At 62.6% G+C, this 22,912-nt stretch carries 31 protein-coding genes and 1 tRNA gene; 20 read left to right on the top strand and 12 right to left on the bottom strand.

Features of this window, described 5'->3' with window-relative positions; all coding sequences use genetic code 11:
- Window positions 1-89 precede the first annotated feature (89 nt).
- From BJQ95_RS10670 to BJQ95_RS10635, 8 genes are all read left to right on the top strand, one after another.
- Complete coding sequence (locus tag BJQ95_RS10670; protein WP_130178847.1) at window positions 90-296, top strand: hypothetical protein; 207 nt, start codon at window positions 90-92, stop codon at window positions 294-296.
- 43 nt (window positions 297-339) lie between these two features.
- A complete protein-coding gene (gene nadD / locus BJQ95_RS10665; protein ID WP_240694893.1) occupies window positions 340-903 on the top strand; it encodes a nicotinate-nucleotide adenylyltransferase in 564 nt (187 codons plus the stop codon).
- Window positions 900-1,916 carry a hypothetical protein gene (locus BJQ95_RS10660; RefSeq protein ID WP_256041352.1) on the top strand — a complete coding sequence of 339 codons (1,017 nt, stop codon included), beginning with the start codon at window positions 900-902 and terminating at the stop codon, window positions 1,914-1,916. The genes nadD and BJQ95_RS10660 overlap by 4 nt, the downstream gene beginning before the upstream one ends.
- 58 nt (window positions 1,917-1,974) lie before the next feature.
- On the top strand, window positions 1,975-2,418 hold the full coding sequence (gene rsfS, locus BJQ95_RS10655; RefSeq protein WP_130178850.1) for a ribosome silencing factor: 444 nt from the start codon (window positions 1,975-1,977) through the stop codon (window positions 2,416-2,418).
- A gap of 73 nt (window positions 2,419-2,491) precedes the next feature.
- A tRNA-Ala gene (locus tag BJQ95_RS10650) sits at window positions 2,492-2,564 on the top strand.
- A 159-nt stretch (window positions 2,565-2,723) separates the two neighbouring features.
- Window positions 2,724-2,957, top strand: a complete 234-nt coding sequence (locus tag BJQ95_RS10645) for an AlpA family transcriptional regulator (RefSeq protein WP_240694890.1) — start codon at window positions 2,724-2,726, stop codon at window positions 2,955-2,957.
- Window positions 2,957-4,228 carry a tyrosine-type recombinase/integrase gene (locus BJQ95_RS10640; protein WP_130178851.1) on the top strand — a complete coding sequence of 424 codons (1,272 nt, stop codon included), beginning with the start codon at window positions 2,957-2,959 and terminating at the stop codon, window positions 4,226-4,228. Before BJQ95_RS10645 ends, BJQ95_RS10640 begins: the two co-directional genes overlap by 1 nt.
- Window positions 4,229-4,293: 65 nt before the next feature.
- Window positions 4,294-4,719: an ASCH domain-containing protein gene (locus BJQ95_RS10635; protein ID WP_130178852.1), complete on the top strand. Its 426-nt coding sequence runs from the start codon at window positions 4,294-4,296 to the stop codon at window positions 4,717-4,719.
- 52 nt (window positions 4,720-4,771) lie between these two features.
- Here BJQ95_RS10635 and BJQ95_RS10630 read toward each other — a convergent pair whose 3' ends face one another.
- Together BJQ95_RS10630 and BJQ95_RS10625 are read right to left on the bottom strand one after the other, a co-directional pair.
- Window positions 4,772-4,903, bottom strand: a complete 132-nt coding sequence (locus BJQ95_RS10630) for a hypothetical protein (RefSeq protein ID WP_256041351.1) — start codon at window positions 4,901-4,903, stop codon at window positions 4,772-4,774.
- A gap of 304 nt (window positions 4,904-5,207) precedes the next feature.
- Complete coding sequence (locus BJQ95_RS10625; protein ID WP_130178854.1) at window positions 5,208-5,696, bottom strand: GNAT family N-acetyltransferase; 489 nt, start codon at window positions 5,694-5,696, stop codon at window positions 5,208-5,210.
- Window positions 5,697-5,821: 125 nt separating this feature from the next.
- Between BJQ95_RS10625 and BJQ95_RS10620 the strand changes: the two genes are divergently transcribed.
- Window positions 5,822-7,066, top strand: a complete 1,245-nt coding sequence (locus tag BJQ95_RS10620; RefSeq protein ID WP_256041350.1) for an IS256 family transposase — start codon at window positions 5,822-5,824, stop codon at window positions 7,064-7,066.
- Window positions 7,067-7,466: 400 nt separating this feature from the next.
- Here the strand turns inward: BJQ95_RS10620 and BJQ95_RS10615 are convergent, their stop codons facing one another.
- The 4 genes from BJQ95_RS10615 to BJQ95_RS19535 all read right to left on the bottom strand — a co-directional run bounded on the left by BJQ95_RS10615 (window position 7,467) and on the right by BJQ95_RS19535 (window position 8,745).
- Window positions 7,467-7,892 (bottom strand): sigma-70 domain-containing protein, encoded by a 426-nt coding sequence (locus BJQ95_RS10615; RefSeq protein WP_165384973.1) that lies wholly within the window; start codon window positions 7,890-7,892, stop codon window positions 7,467-7,469.
- Window positions 7,893-7,960: 68 nt separating this feature from the next.
- On the bottom strand, window positions 7,961-8,077 hold the full coding sequence (locus tag BJQ95_RS10610; RefSeq protein WP_165384972.1) for an antitoxin VbhA family protein: 117 nt from the start codon (window positions 8,075-8,077) through the stop codon (window positions 7,961-7,963).
- A 258-nt stretch (window positions 8,078-8,335) separates the two neighbouring features.
- On the bottom strand, window positions 8,336-8,569 hold the full coding sequence (locus BJQ95_RS10605) for a hypothetical protein (RefSeq protein ID WP_130178350.1): 234 nt from the start codon (window positions 8,567-8,569) through the stop codon (window positions 8,336-8,338).
- Between the two features lie 8 nt (window positions 8,570-8,577).
- Complete coding sequence (locus BJQ95_RS19535) at window positions 8,578-8,745, bottom strand: DUF2599 domain-containing protein (RefSeq protein ID WP_130178349.1); 168 nt, start codon at window positions 8,743-8,745, stop codon at window positions 8,578-8,580.
- Between the two features lie 163 nt (window positions 8,746-8,908).
- Between BJQ95_RS19535 and BJQ95_RS10600 the strand changes: the two genes are divergently transcribed.
- On the top strand, window positions 8,909-9,379 hold the full coding sequence (locus tag BJQ95_RS10600; protein ID WP_130178348.1) for a GNAT family N-acetyltransferase: 471 nt from the start codon (window positions 8,909-8,911) through the stop codon (window positions 9,377-9,379).
- A 98-nt stretch (window positions 9,380-9,477) separates the two neighbouring features.
- On the opposite strand, the gene BJQ95_RS10595 is transcribed toward BJQ95_RS10600, so the two are convergent.
- Window positions 9,478-10,215, bottom strand: a complete 738-nt coding sequence (locus BJQ95_RS10595; protein ID WP_130178347.1) for a tyrosine-protein phosphatase — start codon at window positions 10,213-10,215, stop codon at window positions 9,478-9,480.
- A gap of 91 nt (window positions 10,216-10,306) precedes the next feature.
- Here BJQ95_RS10595 and BJQ95_RS10590 point away from each other — a divergent pair, with 91 nt between their 5' ends.
- The 5 genes from BJQ95_RS10590 to BJQ95_RS10570 all read left to right on the top strand — a co-directional run bounded on the left by BJQ95_RS10590 (window position 10,307) and on the right by BJQ95_RS10570 (window position 14,798).
- Window positions 10,307-10,687, top strand: coding sequence for a helix-turn-helix domain-containing protein (locus BJQ95_RS10590; RefSeq protein ID WP_130178346.1), 381 nt, complete (start codon window positions 10,307-10,309; stop codon window positions 10,685-10,687).
- A 265-nt stretch (window positions 10,688-10,952) separates the two neighbouring features.
- Entirely contained in the window at window positions 10,953-12,434 is a 1,482-nt protein-coding gene (gene istA, locus BJQ95_RS10585; protein WP_130178144.1) for an IS21 family transposase, read from the top strand.
- Entirely contained in the window at window positions 12,431-13,162 is a 732-nt protein-coding gene (istB, locus tag BJQ95_RS10580; RefSeq protein ID WP_205750142.1) for an IS21-like element helper ATPase IstB, read from the top strand. The genes istA and istB overlap by 4 nt, the downstream gene beginning before the upstream one ends.
- A gap of 205 nt (window positions 13,163-13,367) precedes the next feature.
- A complete protein-coding gene (locus BJQ95_RS10575; protein WP_256041349.1) occupies window positions 13,368-13,499 on the top strand; it encodes a hypothetical protein in 132 nt (43 codons plus the stop codon).
- Window positions 13,500-13,523: 24 nt separating this feature from the next.
- Window positions 13,524-14,798: an MFS transporter gene (locus BJQ95_RS10570; protein ID WP_240694838.1), complete on the top strand. Its 1,275-nt coding sequence runs from the start codon at window positions 13,524-13,526 to the stop codon at window positions 14,796-14,798.
- Window positions 14,799-14,944: 146 nt separating this feature from the next.
- Here BJQ95_RS10570 and BJQ95_RS10565 read toward each other — a convergent pair whose 3' ends face one another.
- Window positions 14,945-15,541, bottom strand: a complete 597-nt coding sequence (locus tag BJQ95_RS10565; RefSeq protein ID WP_205750176.1) for a GNAT family N-acetyltransferase — start codon at window positions 15,539-15,541, stop codon at window positions 14,945-14,947.
- A gap of 118 nt (window positions 15,542-15,659) precedes the next feature.
- Window positions 15,660-16,154, bottom strand: coding sequence for a GNAT family N-acetyltransferase (locus BJQ95_RS10560; protein ID WP_165384979.1), 495 nt, complete (start codon window positions 16,152-16,154; stop codon window positions 15,660-15,662).
- Window positions 16,155-16,318: 164 nt separating this feature from the next.
- Here BJQ95_RS10560 and BJQ95_RS10555 point away from each other — a divergent pair, with 164 nt between their 5' ends.
- The 4 genes from BJQ95_RS10555 (at window position 16,319) to BJQ95_RS10540 (ending at window position 18,381) form a co-directional block, all read left to right on the top strand.
- The gene (locus tag BJQ95_RS10555) at window positions 16,319-16,924 is read left to right on the top strand and encodes a GNAT family N-acetyltransferase (protein ID WP_130178438.1); all 606 of its coding nucleotides are present in this window, start codon (window positions 16,319-16,321) and stop codon (window positions 16,922-16,924) included.
- 161 nt (window positions 16,925-17,085) lie between these two features.
- A complete protein-coding gene (locus BJQ95_RS10550) occupies window positions 17,086-17,511 on the top strand; it encodes a GNAT family N-acetyltransferase (protein ID WP_130178439.1) in 426 nt (141 codons plus the stop codon).
- Between the two features lie 13 nt (window positions 17,512-17,524).
- Window positions 17,525-18,040, top strand: coding sequence for an RES family NAD+ phosphorylase (locus BJQ95_RS10545; protein ID WP_370688330.1), 516 nt, complete (start codon window positions 17,525-17,527; stop codon window positions 18,038-18,040).
- Between the two features lie 110 nt (window positions 18,041-18,150).
- A complete protein-coding gene (locus tag BJQ95_RS10540) occupies window positions 18,151-18,381 on the top strand; it encodes a hypothetical protein (protein ID WP_130178440.1) in 231 nt (76 codons plus the stop codon).
- A 1,029-nt stretch (window positions 18,382-19,410) separates the two neighbouring features.
- Here the strand turns inward: BJQ95_RS10540 and BJQ95_RS10535 are convergent.
- The gene (locus BJQ95_RS10535; RefSeq protein ID WP_256041348.1) at window positions 19,411-20,655 is read right to left on the bottom strand and encodes an IS256 family transposase; all 1,245 of its coding nucleotides are present in this window, start codon (window positions 20,653-20,655) and stop codon (window positions 19,411-19,413) included.
- A 495-nt stretch (window positions 20,656-21,150) separates the two neighbouring features.
- On the opposite strand from BJQ95_RS10535, the gene BJQ95_RS10530 reads away from it, so the two are divergent.
- Complete coding sequence (locus tag BJQ95_RS10530) at window positions 21,151-21,381, top strand: hypothetical protein (RefSeq protein WP_130176240.1); 231 nt, start codon at window positions 21,151-21,153, stop codon at window positions 21,379-21,381.
- A 146-nt stretch (window positions 21,382-21,527) separates the two neighbouring features.
- Here BJQ95_RS10530 and BJQ95_RS10525 read toward each other — a convergent pair whose 3' ends face one another.
- Together BJQ95_RS10525 and BJQ95_RS10520 are read right to left on the bottom strand one after the other, a co-directional pair.
- Window positions 21,528-22,133, bottom strand: a complete 606-nt coding sequence (locus tag BJQ95_RS10525; protein WP_130176241.1) for a GNAT family N-acetyltransferase — start codon at window positions 22,131-22,133, stop codon at window positions 21,528-21,530.
- On the bottom strand, window positions 22,121-22,762 hold the full coding sequence (locus BJQ95_RS10520) for a phosphotransferase (protein ID WP_240694577.1): 642 nt from the start codon (window positions 22,760-22,762) through the stop codon (window positions 22,121-22,123). The genes BJQ95_RS10525 and BJQ95_RS10520 overlap by 13 nt, the downstream gene beginning before the upstream one ends.
- Window positions 22,763-22,912: the final 150 nt, after the last annotated feature.

Below are 22,912 nucleotides of genomic sequence, written 5' to 3'. Positions count from 1 at the left end.
GGTCCCGCTAGACTGAATTCGGTACTGCCACCGCCCGCCCTCGTCGGCTCGCCCTAACCGGCAGAAATGTATTCCTGAATGGAGATTTCATGTTGTTCGTGACCGCTGTACTTGCCGAGGTCGAGCACACCCAGCTGCCCGTCCCGACCTGGGTCTACGGCCTCGTGGCCCTCATCGTCTTCTCTGCCCTCGGATTCGTGGTTTGGAGCTCCCGCGACGTCGCGAACCGCCACAGTGCCAAGGCCAACGCCTACGCTGCCGCCCACGGTGGCGCCGCCAGCCACGGCGGCCACTGACAATCGGCGCAACGTGACCCGGAACCGCCCGCGCATCGGAGTGATGGGCGGCACCTTCGATCCCATCCACCACGGCCACCTTGTCGCAGCGAGCGAGGTTGCGCAAAGTTTCGACCTCGATGAGGTCATCTTCGTGCCCACCGGGCAGCCGTGGCAGAAGCCGGATGTGACTCTTGCTGAGCACCGTTACCTGATGACGGTCATCGCTACAGCGTCCAATCCCCGCTTCACGGTCAGCCGTGTCGACATCGACCGCACCGGCCCGACCTTCACCATCGACACCCTCCGAGACTTACACGCCGAACGGCCGGACGCCGAGCTGTTCTTCATCACCGGCGCCGACGCCATCACCCAAATCCTCGGCTGGAAGGATGTCGCGGAACTGTGGAAACTGGCCCACTTCGTGGCTGTGAGTCGCCCGGGACACGATCTGAGTATTTCAGGATTGCCTAACCAGGACGTAAGCTTGCTGGAGGTTCCGGCTCTGGCGATTTCGTCTACTGACTGCCGGGCACGCGTGAACCGGGGCTTCCCGGTTTGGTACTTGGTCCCCGACGGGGTAGTCCAGTACATCTCAAAGCACCATCTGTATCGGAGTGTGGCATGACGTTGGGTAATAGCCCGCAGCCACTGACGCGACGACAGTTGCGCGAGTTGGCTCGGGAGCAGGAGCCTGCGGTCGCCGAGTCCGGTGACGCCCAGGAGTCCTCCACGGGCGACTCCGCTGCACCCACGCCCGCTGTACCGACGCCCGCTGCACCCACGCCCGCCGCGACGCCGGCAGAGCCGCACCACTCGCGTCACACGTCACCGCCCGTCGAGCGCCTGACGTCCGTGCGGGCCAATGCTGCTCCGGCCCCGCTGCCGACCGCCGCCGCACCGGCCGCCGCCGCACCGGCCGCCGCCGCGCCGACGCCAGAGGCCCCGGTCGACACCGACACCGGTCGCACCCTCACCCGTCGTGAACTACGCGCCCTGCAGGCGGCATCCTCCGCGAGCGTGGATGGCACCACGTCCGGCCAGGACCAGGTCGCGCCGGCGCCGGCGCCGGCGCCGCGCTCCGCAGGCGCCGACCCGCAGCGTTCGGACGTCGCGATCGACAGCACTGTCCTGCACCCGCCGATCGGCCATTGGTCGGTCGACCGCGAAGACGACAGCCACATCGAGACCATCGGGCGCCGCGACGACGCGACCTTCGACGATCTCGTGGGTCGTGGCGTCGGCGCGGGTGGTTTCCCCACGACCACCAACGCGCTGATCCTGCCCTCCATCCCTCGTCAGGGCCCCGGCGGTCCCATCACCAGCACCGGTGAGATCATGATCACCGGGTCCATCGACCTGCCCCGCAGTCTCGGCGCCACCGGCCAGCACCCCAACCTCTTCGATTCGTCGGAGATGGACCGGATGCTCGACCAACTGGACGAGGGCGGCCACCACAACGATGTGGCGCCGGTCAGTGCCAGTCGTGCCGTGAGCACCCACACCTCCACCAGGGGTGTGATGACACCGCCGCGCAAGCGCGGCGCCTCCCTGCCGACGGTCCTGGCCATCACTGCCGCCGTGCTCGCAATCGGCGTCCTATCGCTCTTCGTCGTCGGCTACGCCTTCAACATCTACTGATGTCTTTGATGTCACTTTCACCTCACCACTCACCTTCACTAACTCAGGGATTCAATCGATGACCGCTTCTGCCCACGCTCTCGAGCTCCTCAAGGTGGCCGCCGCCGCCGCCGACTCGAAAGCGGGGGAGGACCTTGTTGCCATTGACGTCTCCAACCCGTTGCCGTTGGCCGACATCTTCCTCATCGTCACGGGGCGCTCGGAACGCAACGTCGTCGCGATCGCCGGCGAAATCGAGGACAAGCTGATCGAAGCCGGCTACAAGCCACTTCGCCGTGAGGGCCGCGCCGAAGGCCGCTGGGTCCTCGTTGACTTCGGCGACCTCGTGGTGCACGTGTTCCACGAGGAGGAGCGCGTCTATTACTCGCTCGAGCGCCTGTGGAAGGACTGCCCGGTCATCCCGATCGACCTGGCCAGCGCGCGCGCCATCGACGACTCATCCGACATTGCTCCCAGTGCCGGCGATGACGGATCGATCGTGGAAATCGATGCCGCGGAGTAGCGTTTGGTTCGCGAGCACTCCAAACATGTAGTAACCTAATGAAGTTGTTTCGGAGGAATTCGAAACAAAGTCTGGGTCCGTGGCGCAGCTGGTAGCGCACCTGCATGGCATGCAGGGGGTCAGGGGTTCGAATCCCCTCGGATCCACCGATAGTAAAGGTCAGACGGCCATTCCAAAACCCGAACAAGGGATTTGGGATGGCCGTTCGACGTTTATTCGACACTTATTGCTTTCGTGCCCACCTTTTTCGAATGCCCTCGAGGTGTTCCCGGGCGGGTTCGGAATCGCTTGCATACCTCGTAGGTATGACTAGTGAAACTTTTCTCTCCAGCGACTTCGAGTCGGTTCTGTCTATCTCCGATCTGGCGGCACGTCTCGGCGTCCCCATCCAGACGATCTACGACCTGCGCCATCATGGTCGAGGTCCACATGGCTTCCGTATCGGCCGCGAGCTGAAATTTCGGGCGTCCGAGGTCGAGGCGTGGCTTCGTCGTTTGGAAGAAGACGACGCACGGCGATCGCGGGTGGGGCGAGGGTAATGGCTGGTCGCCCTCACACGGCTATTGGCACGTACGGACAGATCGGTGTTCGCCGCCAGGCCGACAGGTTCCTTGTTGCAACACGATACAGGGATGCCGATGGGCGCCTGCGGGTAGTAACCGCACGCGGCGAATCCCAATCCGCCGCCAAGGCGAACCTGAAATTGCGACTGCTGAATCGCTCCGGCTATGGAACGTCCGGGATGCTCTCGCTCAGCAGTTCCTTCGGTGACCTTGTGGCCCTGTGGCTGGCAGATCTTCAACTGCAGGACCTTGTGGAGCAGACCAAAGAGAACTACCGCGACGATATCCGCCTGCATGTGCTGCCCGCGTTCCAACACTTCACACTGGGAGAGATCACGACCGGTCGGGTCGAACGCTTCTTGAAGTCGGAACTGGCCGTGTCGTACTCTCGGGCGAAGCATTCGCGGACCATGCTGAATCTCCTGTTCGGATTCGCGCTGCGCTACGACGCGATCCCACGAAACCCCGTCGAGGGCACCTCGCAGCTGAAGAAGCCCAAAGGCACTCCGGAGGCGTTGACCTTGAAACAGATCGCGGCCATCCGCCACGCGGCAGCGACCTGGCGCACCGGCCCCGACGTTCTCGGCCCAAAACCCGACGGGCAGGTCCGGGACATTCTGGAAATCCTTCTGGGATCGGCGCTCAGGATTGGCGAGGCCCTCGCTTTGCGTCCGTGCGATGTTCATGATCGTCCGCAGGGCATGGTGATCGAGGTGACCGGCACGGTCGTCTTGAGGACCGGTCACGGTGCTGTCCGTCAGCCCCACCCCAAAACTGAGCACTCGATTCGCCGCATTGCTTTGCCAGAGTTTGCGGCCGCCGTTCTTCGCGCGCGGCTTTCCGCTATGGGCCCGAACGACTCCGAACGAACAATTTTTGCGAATCGAAACGGTGGCCCCTTCAGCCCCTACAACGTTCGACGCACCTTTCGAGCATTTCTGGAGCTGGCAGGACTAGATAAACCCGACATCACTTTGCGTTGGTACCGCCGCACGGGGGCGACCGTCATTGCCCGCGGTGGGAGCACCGATGCGGCAGCCGCGTTTCTCGGCCATGGCTCCACCGCCATTACCGAAGGTCACTACATTGAACCCGATCGAACTGTTGATCATGGCCCAGCGGAACTTCTTCAACGCACCCTCCGCCCGGTCGATCCGGACGATGCGCTTCTTCGACGAATCATGACAACGGATGAAGAAGATCTGCTGTCTGATCTTGAAGGCGTAGACAGCGACGAAACTGCATGATCCAGGGTGAGCAGGGGAACGCCTTGGGGTTCAGGGGTTCGTGCCTCGGCACCTAGGATCACTTCATGACCAACCACGGTGAATTCCCGATTGCTGAGTTCGGCTTTCCAGGCCCGCTTCGGGATCGTCTGATCGCCGCAATTCTGGCCGGCCAGAAGACCTCCACCAGCTCGACTTTCGTGGAGTTTTCGGTAGAGGACGAACAGTTGCCGATCGTCGGGTATAGGCAGACGGTTGTGGATTCAAACGATGCCGCGGTGGCGATCATCCAGACGGTTGCGGTCGAGATAGTCCGACTTGCTGACGTCGGCCTCGAGCATGCGCGCGATGAGGGCGAAGGATTCGACTCCGTAGCCGCCTGGCGGCGCGGTCATGAAGCCTTCTGGCACAGCGCGGAGATGCGTGACTTCCTCAATAATCCAGACTTCACACTCGATGACGAAACGCTCGTCGTGCTGGAGCGGTTTCAGTTGGTCGAGGCGCTCCGCTAGGTAGCACCGTAGTTCTCGTACCGGCAGCCCAAGGTGGGGCAATGTGGGGTGACTAGAGCCCGTGGATCGCGTAGCGACGTTCGATCCCGGCTGTGACCCGTCCCCAGTCGCTTCCCGCAACGTGGTCCTGGTGTGCTTTGAGCGCAGAACTGTCCTGGAAGCACTCGTCGACCTGCCACACCATGGGATCGACGGTCGAGGCGACACTGAATGAGATGCACCCGGGCTCCCGGGTCCGCACGCGTTCGTTCGACGTGATCCGAAAGAGGCTCAGCGCTACGGCCGTCTGGGCCCGATCGCGGCAGACGAGTTGACCACTCAGGCGCACTTGGCTCATGCCATGAGCGTGTACGCAGGCCGGGGAGCCGTGCCGGGAGTGTCGTCTCCTGCGTGTCCCGAAAGACGGACGGTCAGCGACGCAGGTCGAGCGCAAAAGTCGCCTTCCCAGGATGGAGCTCGTCGAGTGTCGCAAGGGAACCTTCAGCGGGTCAAAACCTTAAGAGCATCGTGTCCGAATTGCCGGCTCGTCCCGCGACCACGAATCCGTTGCTCACATATAGAGCGCGGGCTCGCTCGTTTTCATCCTCGACACTCAAGCTCAGTCCCCGGAGGCCACGATCCGCTGAGGCTCGTATGGTCTGCTCAAGAAGAACGCGGCCCACGCCCCGGCCTCGATGAGTGCTCACTACGCCCATGCCCAGCTCGGGGATGTCCTCGTCAACGAATCCATATCCGGGATCTTCGGCGGTCATGAACCTCGCCCACGCGGCACCGACCGGCTTGTCCGCCTCGTGTGCAAGGAAACCGAAATCTGAGCTCCGTTTCCAGTCGGAGAGGTAGTGCCACAGGTCGGGGGTATTCATGATCGATTGCAGAGTCGCAGTCTGCCGGTCCTGGCGCCAGTTAGCTGCTTCCAGCAGCATTGCAGCGAGAAAATCGATGTCCTCGGCTGAAGCATCGCGGATATGCAAGGTCATGAGGTTACGTCCCCGTGAGTGGTGTGGTTTCCCGCTCTTGAGTGTTGCTTCGTCAACGTGAAGAGCCACCGTGGGATGGTCAGTGAGAACCGATCAAAGCTACTCACAGAAAGACACAAACCACGATGGCTCTAGACCAGTCTGCCCTGCTCGACCTGCTGGGAGAACTCAAACTCACCGATGTCACCGATCGCATCCGATCCGCGACCGAAAAGCTCTACCAGGAACTGATCGATGCGGAAGCGACCGCGTTCATCGGCGCCGCCCCGTTCGAGCGCTCCGGCGACCGCACCACCCACCGCAACGGCACCCGATCCAGGACGTTGACGACCACCGCCGGCGACCTCGACCTGAAGATCCCGAAGCTCCGTGCCGGGTCGTTCTTCCCTGCCCTGCTCGAGCGGCGCCGACGGGTCGACCAGGCGTTGTTCGCGGTCGTGATGGAGGCCTACGTCCACGGCGTCTCAACCCGCAAAGTCGACGACCTGGTCAAGGCCCTCGGCGCGGACACCGGGATCTCCAAGTCCGAGGTGTCTCGGATTTGCGCGGGCCTGGACGCGGAGGTGGCCGAGTTCCGCGACCGCACCTTGGCCGCCCAGGACTTCCCCTACGTGTTCCTCGATGCCACCTACTGCAAAGCCCGGGTCGGCCACCGGATCGTGTCCCAAGCCATCGTCGTCGCGGTCGGGGTCGCCGCCGACGGCCGCCGGGAAGTACTGGGCTTCGACGTGGGTGACAGCGAGAATGAGGGCTTCTGGACGTCGTTTCTACGGTCGCTCAAGACCCGCGGTCTCGACGGGGTCAAGCTGGTCATGTCTGACGCCCACACCGGGCTCAAGAAGGCCATCAGCACCGTGTTCCAAGGCGCCGGGTGGCAGAGATGCCGAGTCCATTTCATGCGCAACGTCCTCGCCGTGATCCCGAAAGGATCCCAGGACATGGTGGCCTCGATCATCCGCACCATCTTCGCCCAACCCGACCGTGAGCACATCGAGAAGCAGTTCCGCGAGGTCACCACGATGCTCAGTCGGTCGCACCCGAAGGTCGCCGCGATGCTCGTCGACGCGCAACCCGACCTGCTCGCCTTCGCCGCGTTCCCGCGGCGGCACTGGCGCCAGATCTGGTCCACTAATCCGTTGGAACGGGTGAACAAGGAGATCAAACGCCGCACCGACGTCGTCGGCGTGTTCCCCAACGCCGCCGCGCTGCTGCGCTTGGCGGGGTCGGTGTTGATCGAGCAGCACGACGAGTGGGAAGCCGGCGAAAGACGCTACTTCTCCGAGGCCTCGATGCTCGAGCTGGCCACCATGAACAATCCCATCGAGGTCATCGACGAGGCGGTGATCCTCCCAGAACTCGCCGCCGCCTAGACTAGAACCACTGACCCGCACGGTGTTGAGAAATTCCACCACTCAGCGGGACGTGACCGGTCATGACAGTGTTCCTCAATTCAGACAAGTGGCTAGGTCGATTTGTCGACATGGATTTGCGCGCTTATCGAAGAAACATGACTCGAGTGTTGCAGTCATTGCGCGTGACGTCCAGGCTCAAACACTCCGGTTCTACCTAGGCAATGGACGAACGTCTACGTGGAATCGCTGCCCGGCGGCATGAGCCTGTGCGAGGCTGTCACTCAAGTGCAACTCAACCTCGCGATTCAGGAGCTCGCTCATGCGCGAAACATTAGTCGTCCAGGGTGTCCTGGCCTTGATCGGCGTCGCATTCGTGATCGCAGGTGGTGCGTATCTGTCGACCAGCGTGCCGCTTGGACTACTCGGCGCGGTTGGTGGCCTGCTCATCATCGGGGGAGCGCTCGTCGTTGTGCTGCGTAAGAAGCGAACAACGAGCGCTCATCCGCATAAGTAACCCGAACCGGGCCTCCAAGATAGTTCGCTCCCGTGTGGGCAGCGCGTCGAGATAGAACGTGATGTCAGACCGGCGCAGGGCCTGAGTCGCGTATTCGTCTGGCTGGGGCAGGTCGTCGTCCATGATCAGCTCGGAGATGTCGGCCAATCCCTCGCCGAGGGGAGTCTGATTTGAGATTGGTTCGACGTCCCAGTCGAGCAAGGCCCGCACGTCGGTCATCGGAGACTGGCAGGCCTCGGCCAGCTCCGCCAGGGTGGGTTCGTGGTGCAGGGTGCCGGTGAGGTCGCTGCGGATGCGCTTGATCTTGTTGAGCTTCTCCACGGTGTGCATCGGGAGGCGAATGGTTCGTGCAGCGCCGATCATGTCCGGTTGCCCTATCGAGATACGGGTCTACGAATCTAGCCATGGCGATTACGGGCACGAATTCGCCGGCCGAACTCGTTCAGATCGATGGTGCCATTGGCGTAGAGGGCGGCATCGGCATCGAAATCGGCGCCCACCGTGAGACCTGCCATAACTTCTGAAGAATAATCTTCGAACAACCCACTGAGAATTTATGGGTACAAGCGATCCGCTTTAGGAATTCAGAAGCGGCCACCAATTGCTGGGTGGCCCGCTTCCCCGGCATGCTCCGCGGTGTTTCACGAATACCCATGTTTGAGTTACGTCATAACCCAGCGACACTCGCGTCGACAGGCGCGTCCGGTGTCATGTCGCGGCTTAGGCACGCCCAGTTCCCGGAACCGTTCGGGACGAGATCCGGTGGCGCGCAGTCATCCGCGGTGCTGGCGGATTAGCGCTGCGATGAGCAGCACGAGCCCGATCACGGCAGCCGCTGCGCCGATAACAAACGCCGTCACCGCGAAGGTGCCGTCCCCGCTTGAGTCGCTGCCCTCGGCAGATGCAACGAGTATCGAGAAGGCGACGAACCCTCCGATTAGCAGAAGCACTCCGACGCTTGCGGTGACGGCGCCACCAATGATGAAGCCGAGACGTTGCTGAGACATAGTTCCTCCTACGGATTGCAAAGCTTGGTTAGCATTGTCCATGTCGATACCACCGGTCGGGTGGTTTCGAGATCCCAAACAGGTTCGATGACGCCACCCGTGCCATGGCAGATGTACTGTCCCTGCAGGGTGATCCGCCACTTTGAGAGGTTTGCCTTCGGAGTTTTGGTAATCAACTCATCCCAGCCGGCCCACGCAGGAACGTTTAGCGCGACAGATCAGGAGCCAGTCAGGGCAACAACGACCTCATGGGCGCAGCCATGGCAATAGTTCAAGCCACTCCTGCCCGTCCCCGCTCTGTCCGTGCAACCCGACGGCTCGGCCTGGAAGAATTGAGCGATGACCGTAACCCTTCAGCGAATCCACACCAGCGATTTCCTAACGTGGATCGACCAAAGCTGTGCCGAGTACGTCGGTGATTTGCTTGCCCAGGGCCGATCACACGAGGAAGCTCGGCGCATAGCGGTCGAGAGCATGGCTCGTTCGTTCCCGGATGGTACTCAGAACCCTGGCAATGAGGTCTTTCACGTCATGAACGAGGCTGATGAGGCAGTCGGATATCTGTGGATCGGGCAGGATGTCACCACCGATCCGGGAGCGTGGTGGGTCTGGGACGTTCTCATCAACGCTGACCAGCGTGGCCAGGGTTATGGGAGAACGGCGATGCTGCTCGGCGAGGAATATGCACGCACACAGGGTGCGCACTCTCTCGGCCTAAGCGTCTTCGGATTCAACACCGGGGCCAGGGGGCTTTACGAGTCCCTCGGCTACGAGACAACTTCGGTGAAGATGCTCAAGAAGCTCGACTGAGCCTTTTCTTCGCTATCGCTGGTTGGCGTCGCCGCAGGGCAAAGCCGAGATGGACACGCGCAAGCGGAACGCTCAGTGCGTCATGTCGTGCACCCGGGTCAGACGGAGCCTCGCCAGCTCGTGACGGCAGCCCTGTTGACGTCGCTGAGCGCAGATGAGGCGAGGAGCCCTTCCAGGTCGAGGCCGAGAAGTGCTGAGCGAAATGCGCCCTCTGTTGTCGTGCCGTAGGTCTGACACAACGCCTCGATCTCGGGTTCAGCGTTGTTCCGATTCGATGTTGCCGCTCGAAGATGGGCCAGTCTGACTGTTTCGAGATAATCGTCGACGATGGCGTCCGGTTCCGTGTCAATGGCAGTCAGAAGCAGCATCGCGATGAGTCCGGTTCGATCTCTTCCGCCCATGCAATGGAAGAGAACTCCTCCTTCTGGCGAGCTGGCCAACGCGGACAGGACAGCGACGCTACGCTCGGGCATCGCCTCAAGATGCGGCAAGAAGTACAGGGCCGTGCCGCTGAGCCCATTGCTCCAGAAGTCCTTCCAGAAGACGGCATCATCGAGGCCGTCCAGATCGACTGTGAGAGTGGTCAGCCAATCGGGCCGCGGCTGGGTGTCCCGCGCCCGTTCTCCTGCCTGGCGGAGGTCGACGATGGTGCGGATGCCGGCCTCACGCATCTGGTTCCATCCCGCCGGGGTAACCCAGTCGACATTCTCGGAACGGAAGAAAACGCCTCTCGGAGTCAGTGCTCCATTTTGTCGGGGGAGGCCACCGAGATCGCGTGCGTTCACCAAACCGTCGACCCGAAGAGCCCTGCCCTCATGTTCCGCCTCGTTGACCATGGACTCAGCTTAGGAGCGGGAGAAAGATCAAACAACAGTTATTGCGCAACAATCGTTGCGCAATAACTGTTGTTCTTATAGGGTCATCGGTATGACCCCCCGCGACGCCTCACGCACCACGCTCAGCTCGGCTGCCTCCATGCGGGTCCTCGCGCATCCGACCCGGTTGCGTCTGCTCGGCCTGCTTCGCGAACGCGGCCCGTTGACCGCCGCCCAGCTCGGAGACGTCGTTGATGAGGCTCCCGGTACCATCAGCTATCACCTCGGCAAGCTTGCCTCCATCGCCCTGATCGAGCCCGCCGAGGCTCAGAGCACCGACCACCGCGAACGCTGGTGGAAGGCCACGACCCTGCTGACCAGCTGGGAGCCCGCCGATCTACTCGACGACCCCGACAAGCTGGCGGCGTCTTCTGTTCTGCAGAAGTCGATTGCTCAGGCCTACGCCGCCCGGTTCACCGACTACTGTGTGTGATCAACTCTTTGTAGGCCGTTTCAGCACTGGAATCCTGCCAAGTTAGCGGCCGGTTTCCTGCCAAAAGAGCGCTAAGAATCAGGCCAGTCGATTCCCCTCCCAGACCTTGGATTTGGGGAAGTCGCAGAGATTGAGATCACCGGTGGCCGAGGCCCTCTTCAGTGAGCTGGAGACATGGGCCCGCCACCCCCAGATAGGTTCCTTACGGCGTAGCTACTGCCAAGCGGTCGCGCCGGAAGGAACCAGGAAGCAGATGACGGTACCCATGTCCGTGCAAGAAAATATCAGAACACTCGACTCCCACGGAATCCCGGGCCGGGAAATCGCCCGCCGGTTGGGAGTCAGCCGCGACGCGGTGGTCAAATACGCCGGGCAACACGATTACTCACCGAAGCCGCCGGTGCCGGTGGCCCGGCCGACTGGCTCGGCGATGACCGGGTTCGAAGCGACCGTGGAGAAGTGGTTGGGTGAGGACCAGCGCCGGCCGCGCAAGCAACGCCACACAGCCAAACGGGTCTTTGACCGGTTGGTCGCCGAGCAGGCCTTCGGCGGGAGTTATTCGCCGGTGCAACGTTTCGTGAAGAAGTGGAATGCCCTCCACCGTCAGGCTGGTGAGGGCTTCACTGAATTGGTCTGGCCGGCTGGCACTGCGCAGGTCGACTTCGGGCAGGCCGAGGCCATCATCGGTGGGATCCGGCAGGTCCTACACATCTTCGTCGTCACGTTCCCGTTCTCGAACATGCGCTTTGTTCAGGCTTACCGTGGCGAAACCGCCGAGTGCGTCTGCCACGGACTGCGCACCGTGTTCGACCACATCGGCGCCGCGCCCCGGCACTTGGTCTTTGATAACGCCACCGGCATCGGACGACGCGTGGGCACCAAGGTGGTTGAGACCAAACTGTTCGGCGCGTTCAAACTGCACTACCGATCGGAGTCCCGTTACTGCAATCCGTACTCCGGCAACGAGAAGGGCAACGTGGAAAACGCGGTCGGGTTCCTCCGCCGGAACCTGATGGTCCCCGAACCCGAGGCGGCCACGCTGCAGGGCCTGAACGACGTGCTGATGGCCCGGTGCATGGCGTTGGCTGAGGCCACGCACTACCGGAAAGGACTGCCCATCAGCGAACTCTTCGCCCAAGACGTCGCCGCGTCTCTGGCGCTGCCCGGAGTCGGGTTCGACCCGGTGCGTTACGAGTCCCGCACTGCCGACAAGACCGGGAACCTGCTCATTGACGGGAACACCTACGCGGCCGGGTCCTCCTTCCACAGCCGCACCCTCACCGTCGGGTTACGCCACGACGTCGTCGAGATCCTCGACGAGCACGCCACGCCCGTCTGCTCCTTCCCGCGCGCCTTCGGCCGGCAGACGGAGACGATCTTCGAACCGGCGTCACTGCTGCCGTTGCTGGTGACCAAGCCCGGAGCCTGGGGGCATTCCCAGCTGCGGCCTCTGGTCCCCGAGCCGGTGCGCGACTGGCTCGACAAAGCCACGGCCACTAATCGGCGAAGGCTGCTCAACGCCGTCGATGCCGCCTCGGGATCGGCCGGGTTCGACGCCGCCATCACTGCTGCGCACTTGCTCATCCAGCGCGGAGACGCCCCCGAGATCGCCGCGTTGGGCATGCTCGCCCGGCGCCTGGCCGACGGGACCGCCCCGGCGGCGGAGAACGTGGACTTGAGTGTTTATGACATCTTCACCACCGACGCCTTCACCACCGTGAACACGCTGACGGGAGAGATCGCGTGAGCCTCGTCACCGTTCAGGACATCATCGAGACCGGCCGGCAGGCATCGCTGACGAACACCGTGCTGGCCGAATGGGCCGAGAAAGGCACCCCGAAACAACGTGAGTACCTGCACGGCATGCTCCTCGCCGAGCACGAATCCCGGCAAGCCTCACGCCGCCAACGACTACTCAGCGCCGCCCGACTACCAGCGCTGAAATCACTGACAGGTTTCGACTACTCCAGCGTCAAGTTCCCCGAGGACTACGGCCGAGAAGAACTGACGTCGCTGGAGTTCATCGACCGAGCCGAGGACCTCGTCCTCTACGGCGATGTCGGCACCGGCAAAACCCACCTCGCCAGCGCCCTGGTCGCTGCCGCCTGCCGCGAGGGAATCCCGGCACGCTTCTTCACCACCTCGTCACTGGTCATGCAGCTGCGCCGCGCCAAAGATGAAGGCCGCCTCGATCGGGAGCTGGCCAACATAGCCAAAAACCGGCTCCTCGCAATCGATGAATTTGGCTACCTACCGATCGATACCGAGGGTGCCCGACTCCTGTTCCAGGTCATCGCGGACGGTTATGAAAAAAGAAGCTTGATCATCACCACAAACCTCGAGTTCTCCCGTTGGGGCACGGTATTCGGCGACGACAACATGGCCGCAGCCGTCATCGACCGCATCGTCCACCACGGCCGGCTCCTGCAGTTCCGCGGCGAGTCCTACCGCGTGAAACACGCCCTCATGAAATAGCCCGGGCCGCCCAAAAACCGGCCGTTCAGGCCGCCTTGCTCAAATGGCCGGAAACAGTGCCGAACTGGCCGGTTAATTAGCGCTGAAATGGCCGGCTTCAAGTTGACAAAACACAGACTACATCGACGCGACACCGACCCTGCCTCGTGAGTGGGTCGCGGCCGGCGCGAGCGGGGATCGCAGCCTGCGTCTAACGGTCGACGAATTGGGCACCATGCGTGCCGAGCTCGACGCCCTGGTCAACCGGTGGGTCGACGCGAGCGCTGCCCACGACCCGGCTACCGCCGATGGCGCCGAGCCCGTGGTGCTCGTCTACCAGGCCTATCGCCGTCCCTGAGTCAGACCGCCGATGAGGAAGAGCATGAAGGAGGCGCTGCCTCGCGACCGCCGCGCAACGGGCGCCCTCTCGGCCCTGCTGGCTGCCCACGCAATCTCGCAAACGGGCAACGTGATCACAGCGTTCGCCATCCCCTTCTACGTCCTCGGCCTCGGCGGGTCGGGAGTCGAGGTGGGAATCGCGGCCTTCTTCGCTACCGCCCCGGTCGTTGTCGGCGGGGCGCTCGGCGGGGTTGTCGTGGACAGAATGGGTCACCGCAGTGCGGCGATCGTTGCGGACCTCGTGAGTGGTGCCACCGTGCTGGCCATGCCGGTACTGGCGCTGACCGTCGGGCTGCCATTCTGGGCCCTTCTCCTCCTGGTGTTCGCGGGCGGGCTGCTCGATACCCCGGGACAGACTGCCCGGCGCGTCATGCTGCCCGATTTGACCGTAAGGGCCGGCGTGCGGATCGAGCAGAGTGTCGGGCTCCTCGACGGCTCTGAGCGCTTCGCAAAGCTGATCGGCGCCTCGATCGCCGGCCTGCTCGTCGCCATCCTGGGACCGATCGCAGCCCTCTTCGTCAACGCGGCAACGTTCGCGGTCTCAGCCCTGCTGACCTGGGCGTTCGTGGCAGCCGTCCCTGCCACCGTCAGGCTGAGCGTCGACAGCAGCGATAGCGCTCCCCGTTCCTCCTACTGGGCCGACCTGGCCGAAGGCTTCCGCTTCGTCATCCACGACCCGCTGATGCGGTTGGTCGTCGGCCTCGTCCTGGTCACCAACCTGCTCGACGCCGCCCGCGGCGCGACCCTGATGCCCCTGTATGCGAACGATCGACTGGGAGGCGCGGCCGCCCTCGGTCTGCTCGTTGCGGTCATGGGCGGATCCGCCCTGGTGGGCAACGTGGCCTTCGGCTTCGTCGCTCACCGTGTGCCCCGCCGCGTGACCCTGGCGGTTTGCTTCGCCGTGGCTGGCGGCCCGTCCAGCGCTGCCTTCGCCGTCGGTGCGCCGCTGCCCGTGCTCGTCGCGATGACCGCGCTCTCGGGCCTAGCGGCGGGGGCGATCAACCCGATACTCGGCACGGTGGAGCTCGAACGCGTTCCCGAACACATGCGCGGCCGGGTGTTCGGCCTGATCAACGCCGGTGCCTGGGCGGGCGTGCCATTCGGCGCCCTACTCGGCGGCATCGCCGCCGACACGATCGGCCTGTCGCTCGCCTTCGGAATCATCGCGGTCGTCTACACGCTCGTCACGCTGAGCCCACTGTCCGGAGGAGCCTGGCGGGAAATGGAGCGGCGCCCGGTCGTGGTGGCCGCGAACTGAATGCCCCGAACGCTCGCCCGTCCACGCGAACAACCTGAGCCCCGATAGTTCGGCGCGTCCACCCGTCACGGCCCTGAGGGATTGTCTAGGTTCGTCGGCCAGGTGTCACACGAAGAATGGCAGGCAGGGCGAGAGGCCGTTCATCGTCACGTGAGACGCGGCCCCGCTTCCCACGCCTCACGTGTCAGACGCAGTCGGTCGGAGGTAACAGCTCGGCCATCGAGCACATCCCTGGAGATGCCATCGTGCTTGTAGCCAAGCTTTCGCGAGACACCCTGTGACGCTGGATTGCTTTGGAAAACCTCGGACAAAGCAGCGTCGGCTTCGAGACCGTCGAAGGCGAGGTGCAGAAGCGCGGACCGTGCCTCGGTCCCCAGGCCTCTACCGTGATGGTCGAGGCCGAGCCAGGATTCTGTCTTGACTTCGCGAAGGACCGGGAAGTCACGCCCTCTCAGAGCAACCATGCCAATGGGGTGCTGCTCTTGGAAAACAGCGAGTTCGAGGGTCCACGCGTCTGTGCTCCAGTCGCCTCGGCGGCTCCAATGCTGTTGCATGACGTGCACTGTGCGTTCGGGTGGTGATAGGTCTGTCCACGGCGTTAGGTAGGGTCGCTCACCGCGCTGATGGACGCCCCCGGCGGCGACCAACGCGACTTCGGTCAACTCCTCATCGGTGGGCAGGCGAAGCTCGAGTCGATCCGTATTCAGGCGCAAGCCGACGAAGGGCCAGTGATCAATGAGCATGACAACAGTCTGGCTACTTCGCTTACAATCGCCGGCGCGGCTCGCTGGGCCCGTCGCACGGGGCCGGCGGGGAACGTTTAGCGCGCTTGTTCGATCGAACGGCTAGCGTCTCCTCCGGTCAAATCTGCGTTTCGCGCCTCAGCTCGAGCGCGTAATAGATGTCCGCACTTGACCGGGAAGTTTCGAGGAACCCTGCTTTGGCGAGTACGCGCTGGGAGGCGATGTTGTCGACCGCAGTGTCTGCTTTGACTCGCAGTGCGCCGTAGGTCGCGGCAATGGTGATCGCCGCCAGTAATGCTTCCGTCGCCAGGCCAAGTCCTCGCATGGGTTGGACGAGTCCGTAGCCCAGTTCGACCACTCCGTCTGCACCCGGTGCACCGAAGAAGCCGATGCCGCCAATTGCGCGCCGGTCCTCGACCCGTTGAATCATGTACAGAGTGAAGGCAGGGTGGGCGTCGAGTGAATCCGCCAGACTCCGCAATGGATCAAGCTCGTCTTCGAGCGGATAATCCTCGTGCCACAGGTCATCCTCGTTGGGCGCCCGGTTGACAATCCGCTCAGCCTCAACGGAAGAGAGAGCGTGAAGAACCAAACGTTCAGTAATGACATCCATTTCGCACAGCATCGCACATCACCGGGCGCCCATAGGGGGCGTTCCTCGGCTAGCTCCAGCGCCAGCGATTCGGTGCCACCGAGGAACCTCCTCCGGGTTCAGCCCCTGGTGCGACGCATGCCGACCGAAACGCACTAGGTTTCCGGCTGCCATAGTGTCGGACCATGCATCTATCAGAATCGCCCACGCTCTCAGGATCGCTCGTAACCCTTGAGCCCCTGTCTTTCGATCACGTAGCCGAGCTTCGTGAAGCTGCGAACGAAGGAGAACTCTGGCGTGCTTGGTACACATCAATACCGCACCCCGAGGCGATGACCGCGGAGGTTGAACGCCGACTCGGCCTCCACGAGCAGGGAAAAATGCTGCCATGGGCCACTCGGCTCGCGTCAACAGGGCGGATCGTCGGCATGACGACCTTTATGAACCCGAGCACCGATGCGCCGCGATTAGAAATCGGCTCCACTTGGCTGGCGAGAAGCGCTCAAGGTACGGGCGCGAACCGAGAGGCCAAGCTCCTCCAACTGACGTACGCTTTCGACGTTTTGGACTGCATTGCCGTCGAGTTTCGCACTCACTGGCACAACCGCCAATCACGAAAGGCAATAGCTGCTTTGGGCGCAAAGGAAGATGGAGTGCTGCGCAGTCACTCAGTTGGACCGGACGGTGCACTCCGCGACACCGTCATTTTCTCTATTACGGCCAGTGAATGGCCTGCCGTGCGTGTGGGCCTTCGGCACTCCTTGGCCACGCGGGAATTCTCCCTCCAGTAATTGCATCGTCTTGCCGGCTCGGCCGCTTGATTTCGTTCCGGGAGATGAACCTCCAACGGGACCGTCAGCAGCGACGCGGTTGTTAGACAAGCAGAGCGCACGCGTCGAGTCGCTGCGAGTTGTCTTGCGGACGCCCGTTGGATGACAGTTATCGTGGAGTTATGCCCGTGAAAGACGACTTCTCCGTTGACACCGACCTGAGCCGAATCGACCTGCTCACGGTTCACCGCTGGCTTTCTACCGATGCGTTCTGGGCGCTCGGGCGGTCCTTGGAAACCGTTGAGCGCTCGGCCGAGGGCTCGTTGAATTTTGGCCTCTTCAGCGGCACGGGTGTCCTGTGCGGGTACGCCCGGGTTGTCACCGACCATGCGACGTTTGCTTGGCTATGCGACGTGTACGTTGACCGTGAGTTCCGAGGCCGCGGTCTCGGCCGGTTGCTCGCTCAAGCGGTGGTGGACAGGTTGACGCCGATGCAACTCAAACGAGTGCTTCTTTCGACGCTCGACGCTCACGGCCTCTACGAACAAGTGGGATTCGTGTCGGCCCCAGACCCGCACAAGCTGATGGTCTTGAATAGCGCAGGATAGGCGGTGGGCTGTCGTGGGGAGCGAATCAGTGTGGGGTGAACCCTCGGTGGTACAAGTTGGCGATGTCTGGTCCAGCATTTCCGGCTCGTTCTATCGCGCCGTAGATCCCTCACACCAGGACACGGCAATTCTGGGTTCGCGCCTTGCAGGCAGGTACTCGGAACCGTCTCAACCGACGCTGTACCTGAGCTCATCTCCTCAGGGAGTCGACGCGGCGATGATCGCTCATACCCAAGGTCGTGTCGCCGAGCTCGTCTTGCTGGAATTTCGCGTGGAGGCCCATAGCATCGTCGATTTGCGCGACCCGGCAGTCCTCCTCGCAGCCGGTATCGACCTTGCGGACGCAGTCGCGCCCTGGCAGGACATCGTGAAAACCGGAGGCGAACCCTCTTCGTGGCAGGTCCGCCGGCGGTTGGAAGCCCTTGGAGCGAATGGCCTCGTCGATCCTTCGCGCAAACGCCCAGGGCTGTGGCATCTGACCCTCTTCAGGTGGAATTCTCCGGGTGCGCCACGTGTCACTCTCCGATGACCTGCTGAGGTTGCTCATCACGGCCGAGCAGTAGCGGAACCCTGAGTGCGAAGACAACGCGACTCCCGTGTTCGAGACGATAGAGTCGCGGAAATTGATTGGATCATCACATGCGCAGCAAAAGAGGCAGCATCATTGGTTTGATCGTCGGAGTTCTGGTCGCGTTGAGCGCGGCTATTTTCCTTGTGAACACGGGAATCCGCGTGGATGAGCTGGGTACTTCCCCGACGCTGATTGAGCAATTCCTTGGCTGGGGCGGCTTGCTGGTCGGAACGGCCCTTGCAGTGGCATCCGTCATCAAAGTGCTCGTTTCGAACGAAGACACGACCACCAGCTCATAGGCCTGCCTTCCTCGCCAAGGCGGAAGTGCTGGCGAAATCGACGTGCGCGGCTCACTCGCTGTTGGCCGTTCGCCCTCCCTGCACATCGGAGAGAGCGCTTGCCAATTCGGTTTTAATCGAACTCTGTTTGGGGCGTGCCGGGAGGGAATCGGGCCAGGTGCATCGATTGCTGCCCGGCAAGATTCGAAGTGCGGTCGAGCCCCGTAACGATCGCCTACCGTCTCGGGGTGGGGTTACTCGTCGCCCATAGAATCTCATTATGAGTCCGAATCGACCTGCACTGATGGCGATCGCGATTGCCGTCGCAGTCGGCATGTGTGGGTGCACAGATGACGCTTCGACAGTAGTTCCGGCAGCTGGCTCGTACCGTGGACGCATGAAATCGCCGCGACTCAAGATGCGGCGCGCTTTGGCTGCTAGGGGCACTACTTACCACTGCGATTCACAGCGAAACCAGCCTGCATGATGCTGTGCCGGCGAAAGATCTTCTGGTCGCCACGCAGGGGGAACGCCTGTTGGCACACATTCCGGCACTCATCGTCTGCCATTTTTTCATGGCCCAGATCGATGACCTTTGACGAGGAAAGGCCGCGTGGTAAATCTGGATGCTAAAGTCTCGGTCATGTCCGTTCCCGACCATCCTCTGATCCCCGACACGGAGACTCGCGTTTCCGTCCTGCTCAACAGGATCCATGTGCTCGGCACTGTTGAGGGTGTCACAGTTATTGCCGAACGGGTCGACTTCACAAACGAGCGAGTGTGGCTACACGGGCGAGCCGTGCCCAACAGCTTGACCGAGCAACTGACAACCGAGTTCTGGACCGCCGGCCAGCGCTGGAGAAACGTGCAACAGTCACAAGGTTGGGAAGCTGCGGGGGAACCGCCGCGAGGACCCGGTGGAATAATGGCCCGTATCGAGGTCACGCTGGCCCAAAATGATTCGGGAGTGAACTTTGATCGCCAACTCTCGGGGTCACGTCCCGCTGAGTGGTGGAATTTCTCAACACCGTGCGGGTCAGTGGTTCTAGTCTAGGCGGCGGCGAGTTCTGGGAGGATCACCGCCTCGTCTATGACCTCGATGGGATTGTTCATGGTGGCCAGCTCGAGCATCGAGGCCTCGGAGAAGTAGCGTCTTTCGCCGGCTTCCCACTCGTCGTGCTGCTCGATCAACACCGACCCGGCCAAGCGCAGCAGCGCGGCGGCGTTGGGGAACACGCCGACGACGTCGGTGCGGCGTTTGATCTCCTTGTTCACCCGTTCCAACGGATTAGTGGACCAGATCTGGCGCCAGTGCCGCCGCGGGAACGCGGCGAAGGCGAGCAGGTCGGGTTGCGCGTCGACGAGCATCGCGGCGACCTTCGGGTGTGACCGGGCGAGCATGGTGGTGACCTCGCGGAACTGCTTCTCGATGTGCTCACGGTCGGGTTGGGCGAAGATGGTGCGGATGATCGAGGCCACCATGTCCTGGGATCCTTTCGGGATCACGGCGAGGACGTTGCGCATGAAATGGACTCGGCATCTCTGCCACCCGGCGCCTTGGAACACGGTGCTGATGGCCTTCTTGAGCCCGGTGTGGGCGTCAGACATGACCAGCTTGACCCCGTCGAGACCGCGGGTCTTGAGCGACCGTAGAAACGACGTCCAGAAGCCCTCATTCTCGCTGTCACCCACGTCGAAGCCCAGTACTTCCCGGCGGCCGTCGGCGGCGACCCCGACCGCGACGACGATGGCTTGGGACACGATCCGGTGGCCGACCCGGGCTTTGCAGTAGGTGGCATCGAGGAACACGTAGGGGAAGTCCTGGGCGGCCAAGGTGCGGTCGCGGAACTCGGCCACCTCCGCGTCCAGGCCCGCGCAAATCCGAGACACCTCGGACTTGGAGATCCCGGTGTCCGCGCCGAGGGCCTTGACCAGGTCGTCGACTTTGCGGGTTGAGACGCCGTGGACGTAGGCCTCCATCACGACCGCGAACAACGCCTGGTCGACCCGTCGGCGCCGCTCGAGCAGGGCAGGGAAGAACGACCCGGCACGGAGCTTCGGGATCTTCAGGTCGAGGTCGCCGGCGGTGGTCGTCAACGTCCTGGATCGGGTGCCGTTGCGGTGGGTGGTGCGGTCGCCGGAGCGCTCGAACGGGGCGGCGCCGATGAACGCGGTCGCTTCCGCATCGATCAGTTCTTGGTAGAGCTTTTCGGTCGCGGATCGGATGCGATCGGTGACATCGGTGAGTTTGAGTTCTCCCAGCAGGTCGAGCAGGGCAGACTGGTCTAGAGCCATCGTGGTTTGTGTCTTTCTGTGAGTAGCTTTGATCGGTTCTCACTGACCATCCCACGGTGGCTCTTCACGTTGACGAAGCAACACTCAAGAGCGGGAAACCACACCACTCACGGGGACGTAACCACTCTCGGTTGGAGGATCAGGAACCGAATGGCGAATTGAATGGTCGTGGCCGAGACCCAACGGTGGCTCGGTGAAATTCATCGGAACATCACCGGGGGCAGAAGACAGCGAACTCAGCGTCGAGACGCCACCGCCCAACTAGGACACGACGGGTGAACTCCGGACGCCAACTGCTCGCACATCAAACCTCCCCCGCTCCGGTTCGTTCTCTCAATCGTCCCGTGGCACCAGCTGTTCCTCTGGCTCCTGCACCCCCACCGTTCACGATGTCGGACGATACGTTGTCGTCTTCATCGGGGAACCCTAAGTGCGAAGACAACGCGACTCCCGTGTTCGAGACGATAGAGTCGCGAAAACTGATTGGATCATCACATGCGCAGCAGAAGAGGCAGCATCATTGGTTTGATCATCGGAGTTCTGATCGCGTTGAGCGCGGCCATCTTCCTTGTGAACACGGGAATCCGCGTCGATGACCTGGGTACTTCCCCGACGCTGGTTGAGCAATTCCTTGGCTGGGGCGGCTTGCTAGCCGGAACGGTTCTTGCCGTGGCATCCGTCATCAAAGCGCTCGTTTCGAACGAAGACACGCCCACCGGCTCATAGGCCTGCCTTCCTCGCCAAGGCGGAGGTGCTGGCGAAATCGACGTGCGCGGCTCGCACGCTGGCGGCCGTTCGCCCTCCCTGCACCTCGGAGAGCGTGCTTGCCAATTCGGTTTCAGGGGAACCTTCTCCGGGCGTGCGTTCTTGGGCTATTTCGGCATCGTGAGGCTGAGCCATCGTTCTTCGATGGCATAGCCGAGATGTTCATTCATGCGGATGCTGCCGGTGTTGATTTGAGCACCACCCGTGCCGAAGATCCTGACGCCGTCGTTAGCCAACGCCGTGATCGATGCGGCCTTGACAGCAACGGCGAGCCCTCTGCGGCGGCAGGAGCGGTGGACGGAAGTGAATTCGGTTTCTGCTCGCGCGGTAGTCAGCCGTATGGTGCTGACGGCCACGAGTTGCCCGTCGTTGATTGCGCCGAATAGGCGGCATCCGGATCTCCACAGTTCGCGTAGGTCGGACTCGTCGCGATGCGGTGCTGCTGTCGCTGGCGTGTACGGGTAGTCGGCGTGGTTCAAGGCTTCAAGGGCCGTGACCTGAGGCGCCCAGCTGGCGCCGAGTTCCTCGATCAGGAATCCTTGGTCCGTTGCCGCGACGACTGCCGCGTTCAGCACAGTCAGGTCGGGTGGATCACTCAGGCGAAGGCGGGCACCCCATGATTCGCCGACAACGACGTAACCCGCCTCGGTCAGGTGCTGCAGGCGTGGATCGTTGACTTGGACTACCTGGATATCCGCGTTCACGAGGCCCACGGGCGTGCGATCATTTCGACAAGTCGGTCGCGATCGCGTCGGTATTGGGCGGCATGCTCCAGGAAATCATTGCGACCCGTGTCGGCCGCACGTTGATCCGTGAAAACGGCAAGATCCTCCATGCGGTCCGCTGCCGCCCGAAGAACGGCAGCCTGGTCGAACCCATAGCCATAGGCGCGGATGAGCGCATCGAGCCGGCCGGGGCGAGCATCCCAGTCCGGAGCGTCAGGGTCTGCGTACTCGCCGAGCGGGACGAGCCGATATGCGAGGTAGGCGAGGTCCCAAATCCGAGGCCCGGGGGAGGCCATGTCGACGTCGATGAGACCGGTGATGTGCCCGTCTTGGAAGACCATGTTGTACGGTGCGACGTCATTCAGGCACACCACCTCGATTGGCTCGTGCGCAGGCAGCTGCCATATGGCGGCCGTGTGCGCGAGTGGCGCGCTGGCGTCATGAACCCGTCGAAGCAAAGAGCCAGCCTCGTGCAGGATCGTGGGCGACCAGATCCAGCTGGGCATTGGGTAGTTGCCGACTACTCCCGGAAGGTAGGAGAGCACTTCGCGGCCCTCGTCGTCCAGGCCAAGAGGCTCAGGCACTTCCGTCACGCCCGCCGCGCGGAGTGTGCTCATAAGTTGATGTACCGCGGGAGTCCAAGGTCCGGTGGGGCGGTGAACGGTGTCGCCTACCCGCACGACCGTGCTCGAGTTTCCCCCGGCCAGAACCTCTTCATCCATCCCCCCAACGTAAGGGCTGAATGCGGAACGCCCAACGCGGCACAT

Origin of the sequence: Cryobacterium sp. SO1 (assembly GCF_004210215.2) — a bacterium.
Taxonomy (GTDB): domain Bacteria; phylum Actinomycetota; class Actinomycetes; order Actinomycetales; family Microbacteriaceae; genus Cryobacterium.
Note: the sequence above shows the minus strand (reverse complement) of the source record. Positions and strands in the feature narration are given on the sequence as shown.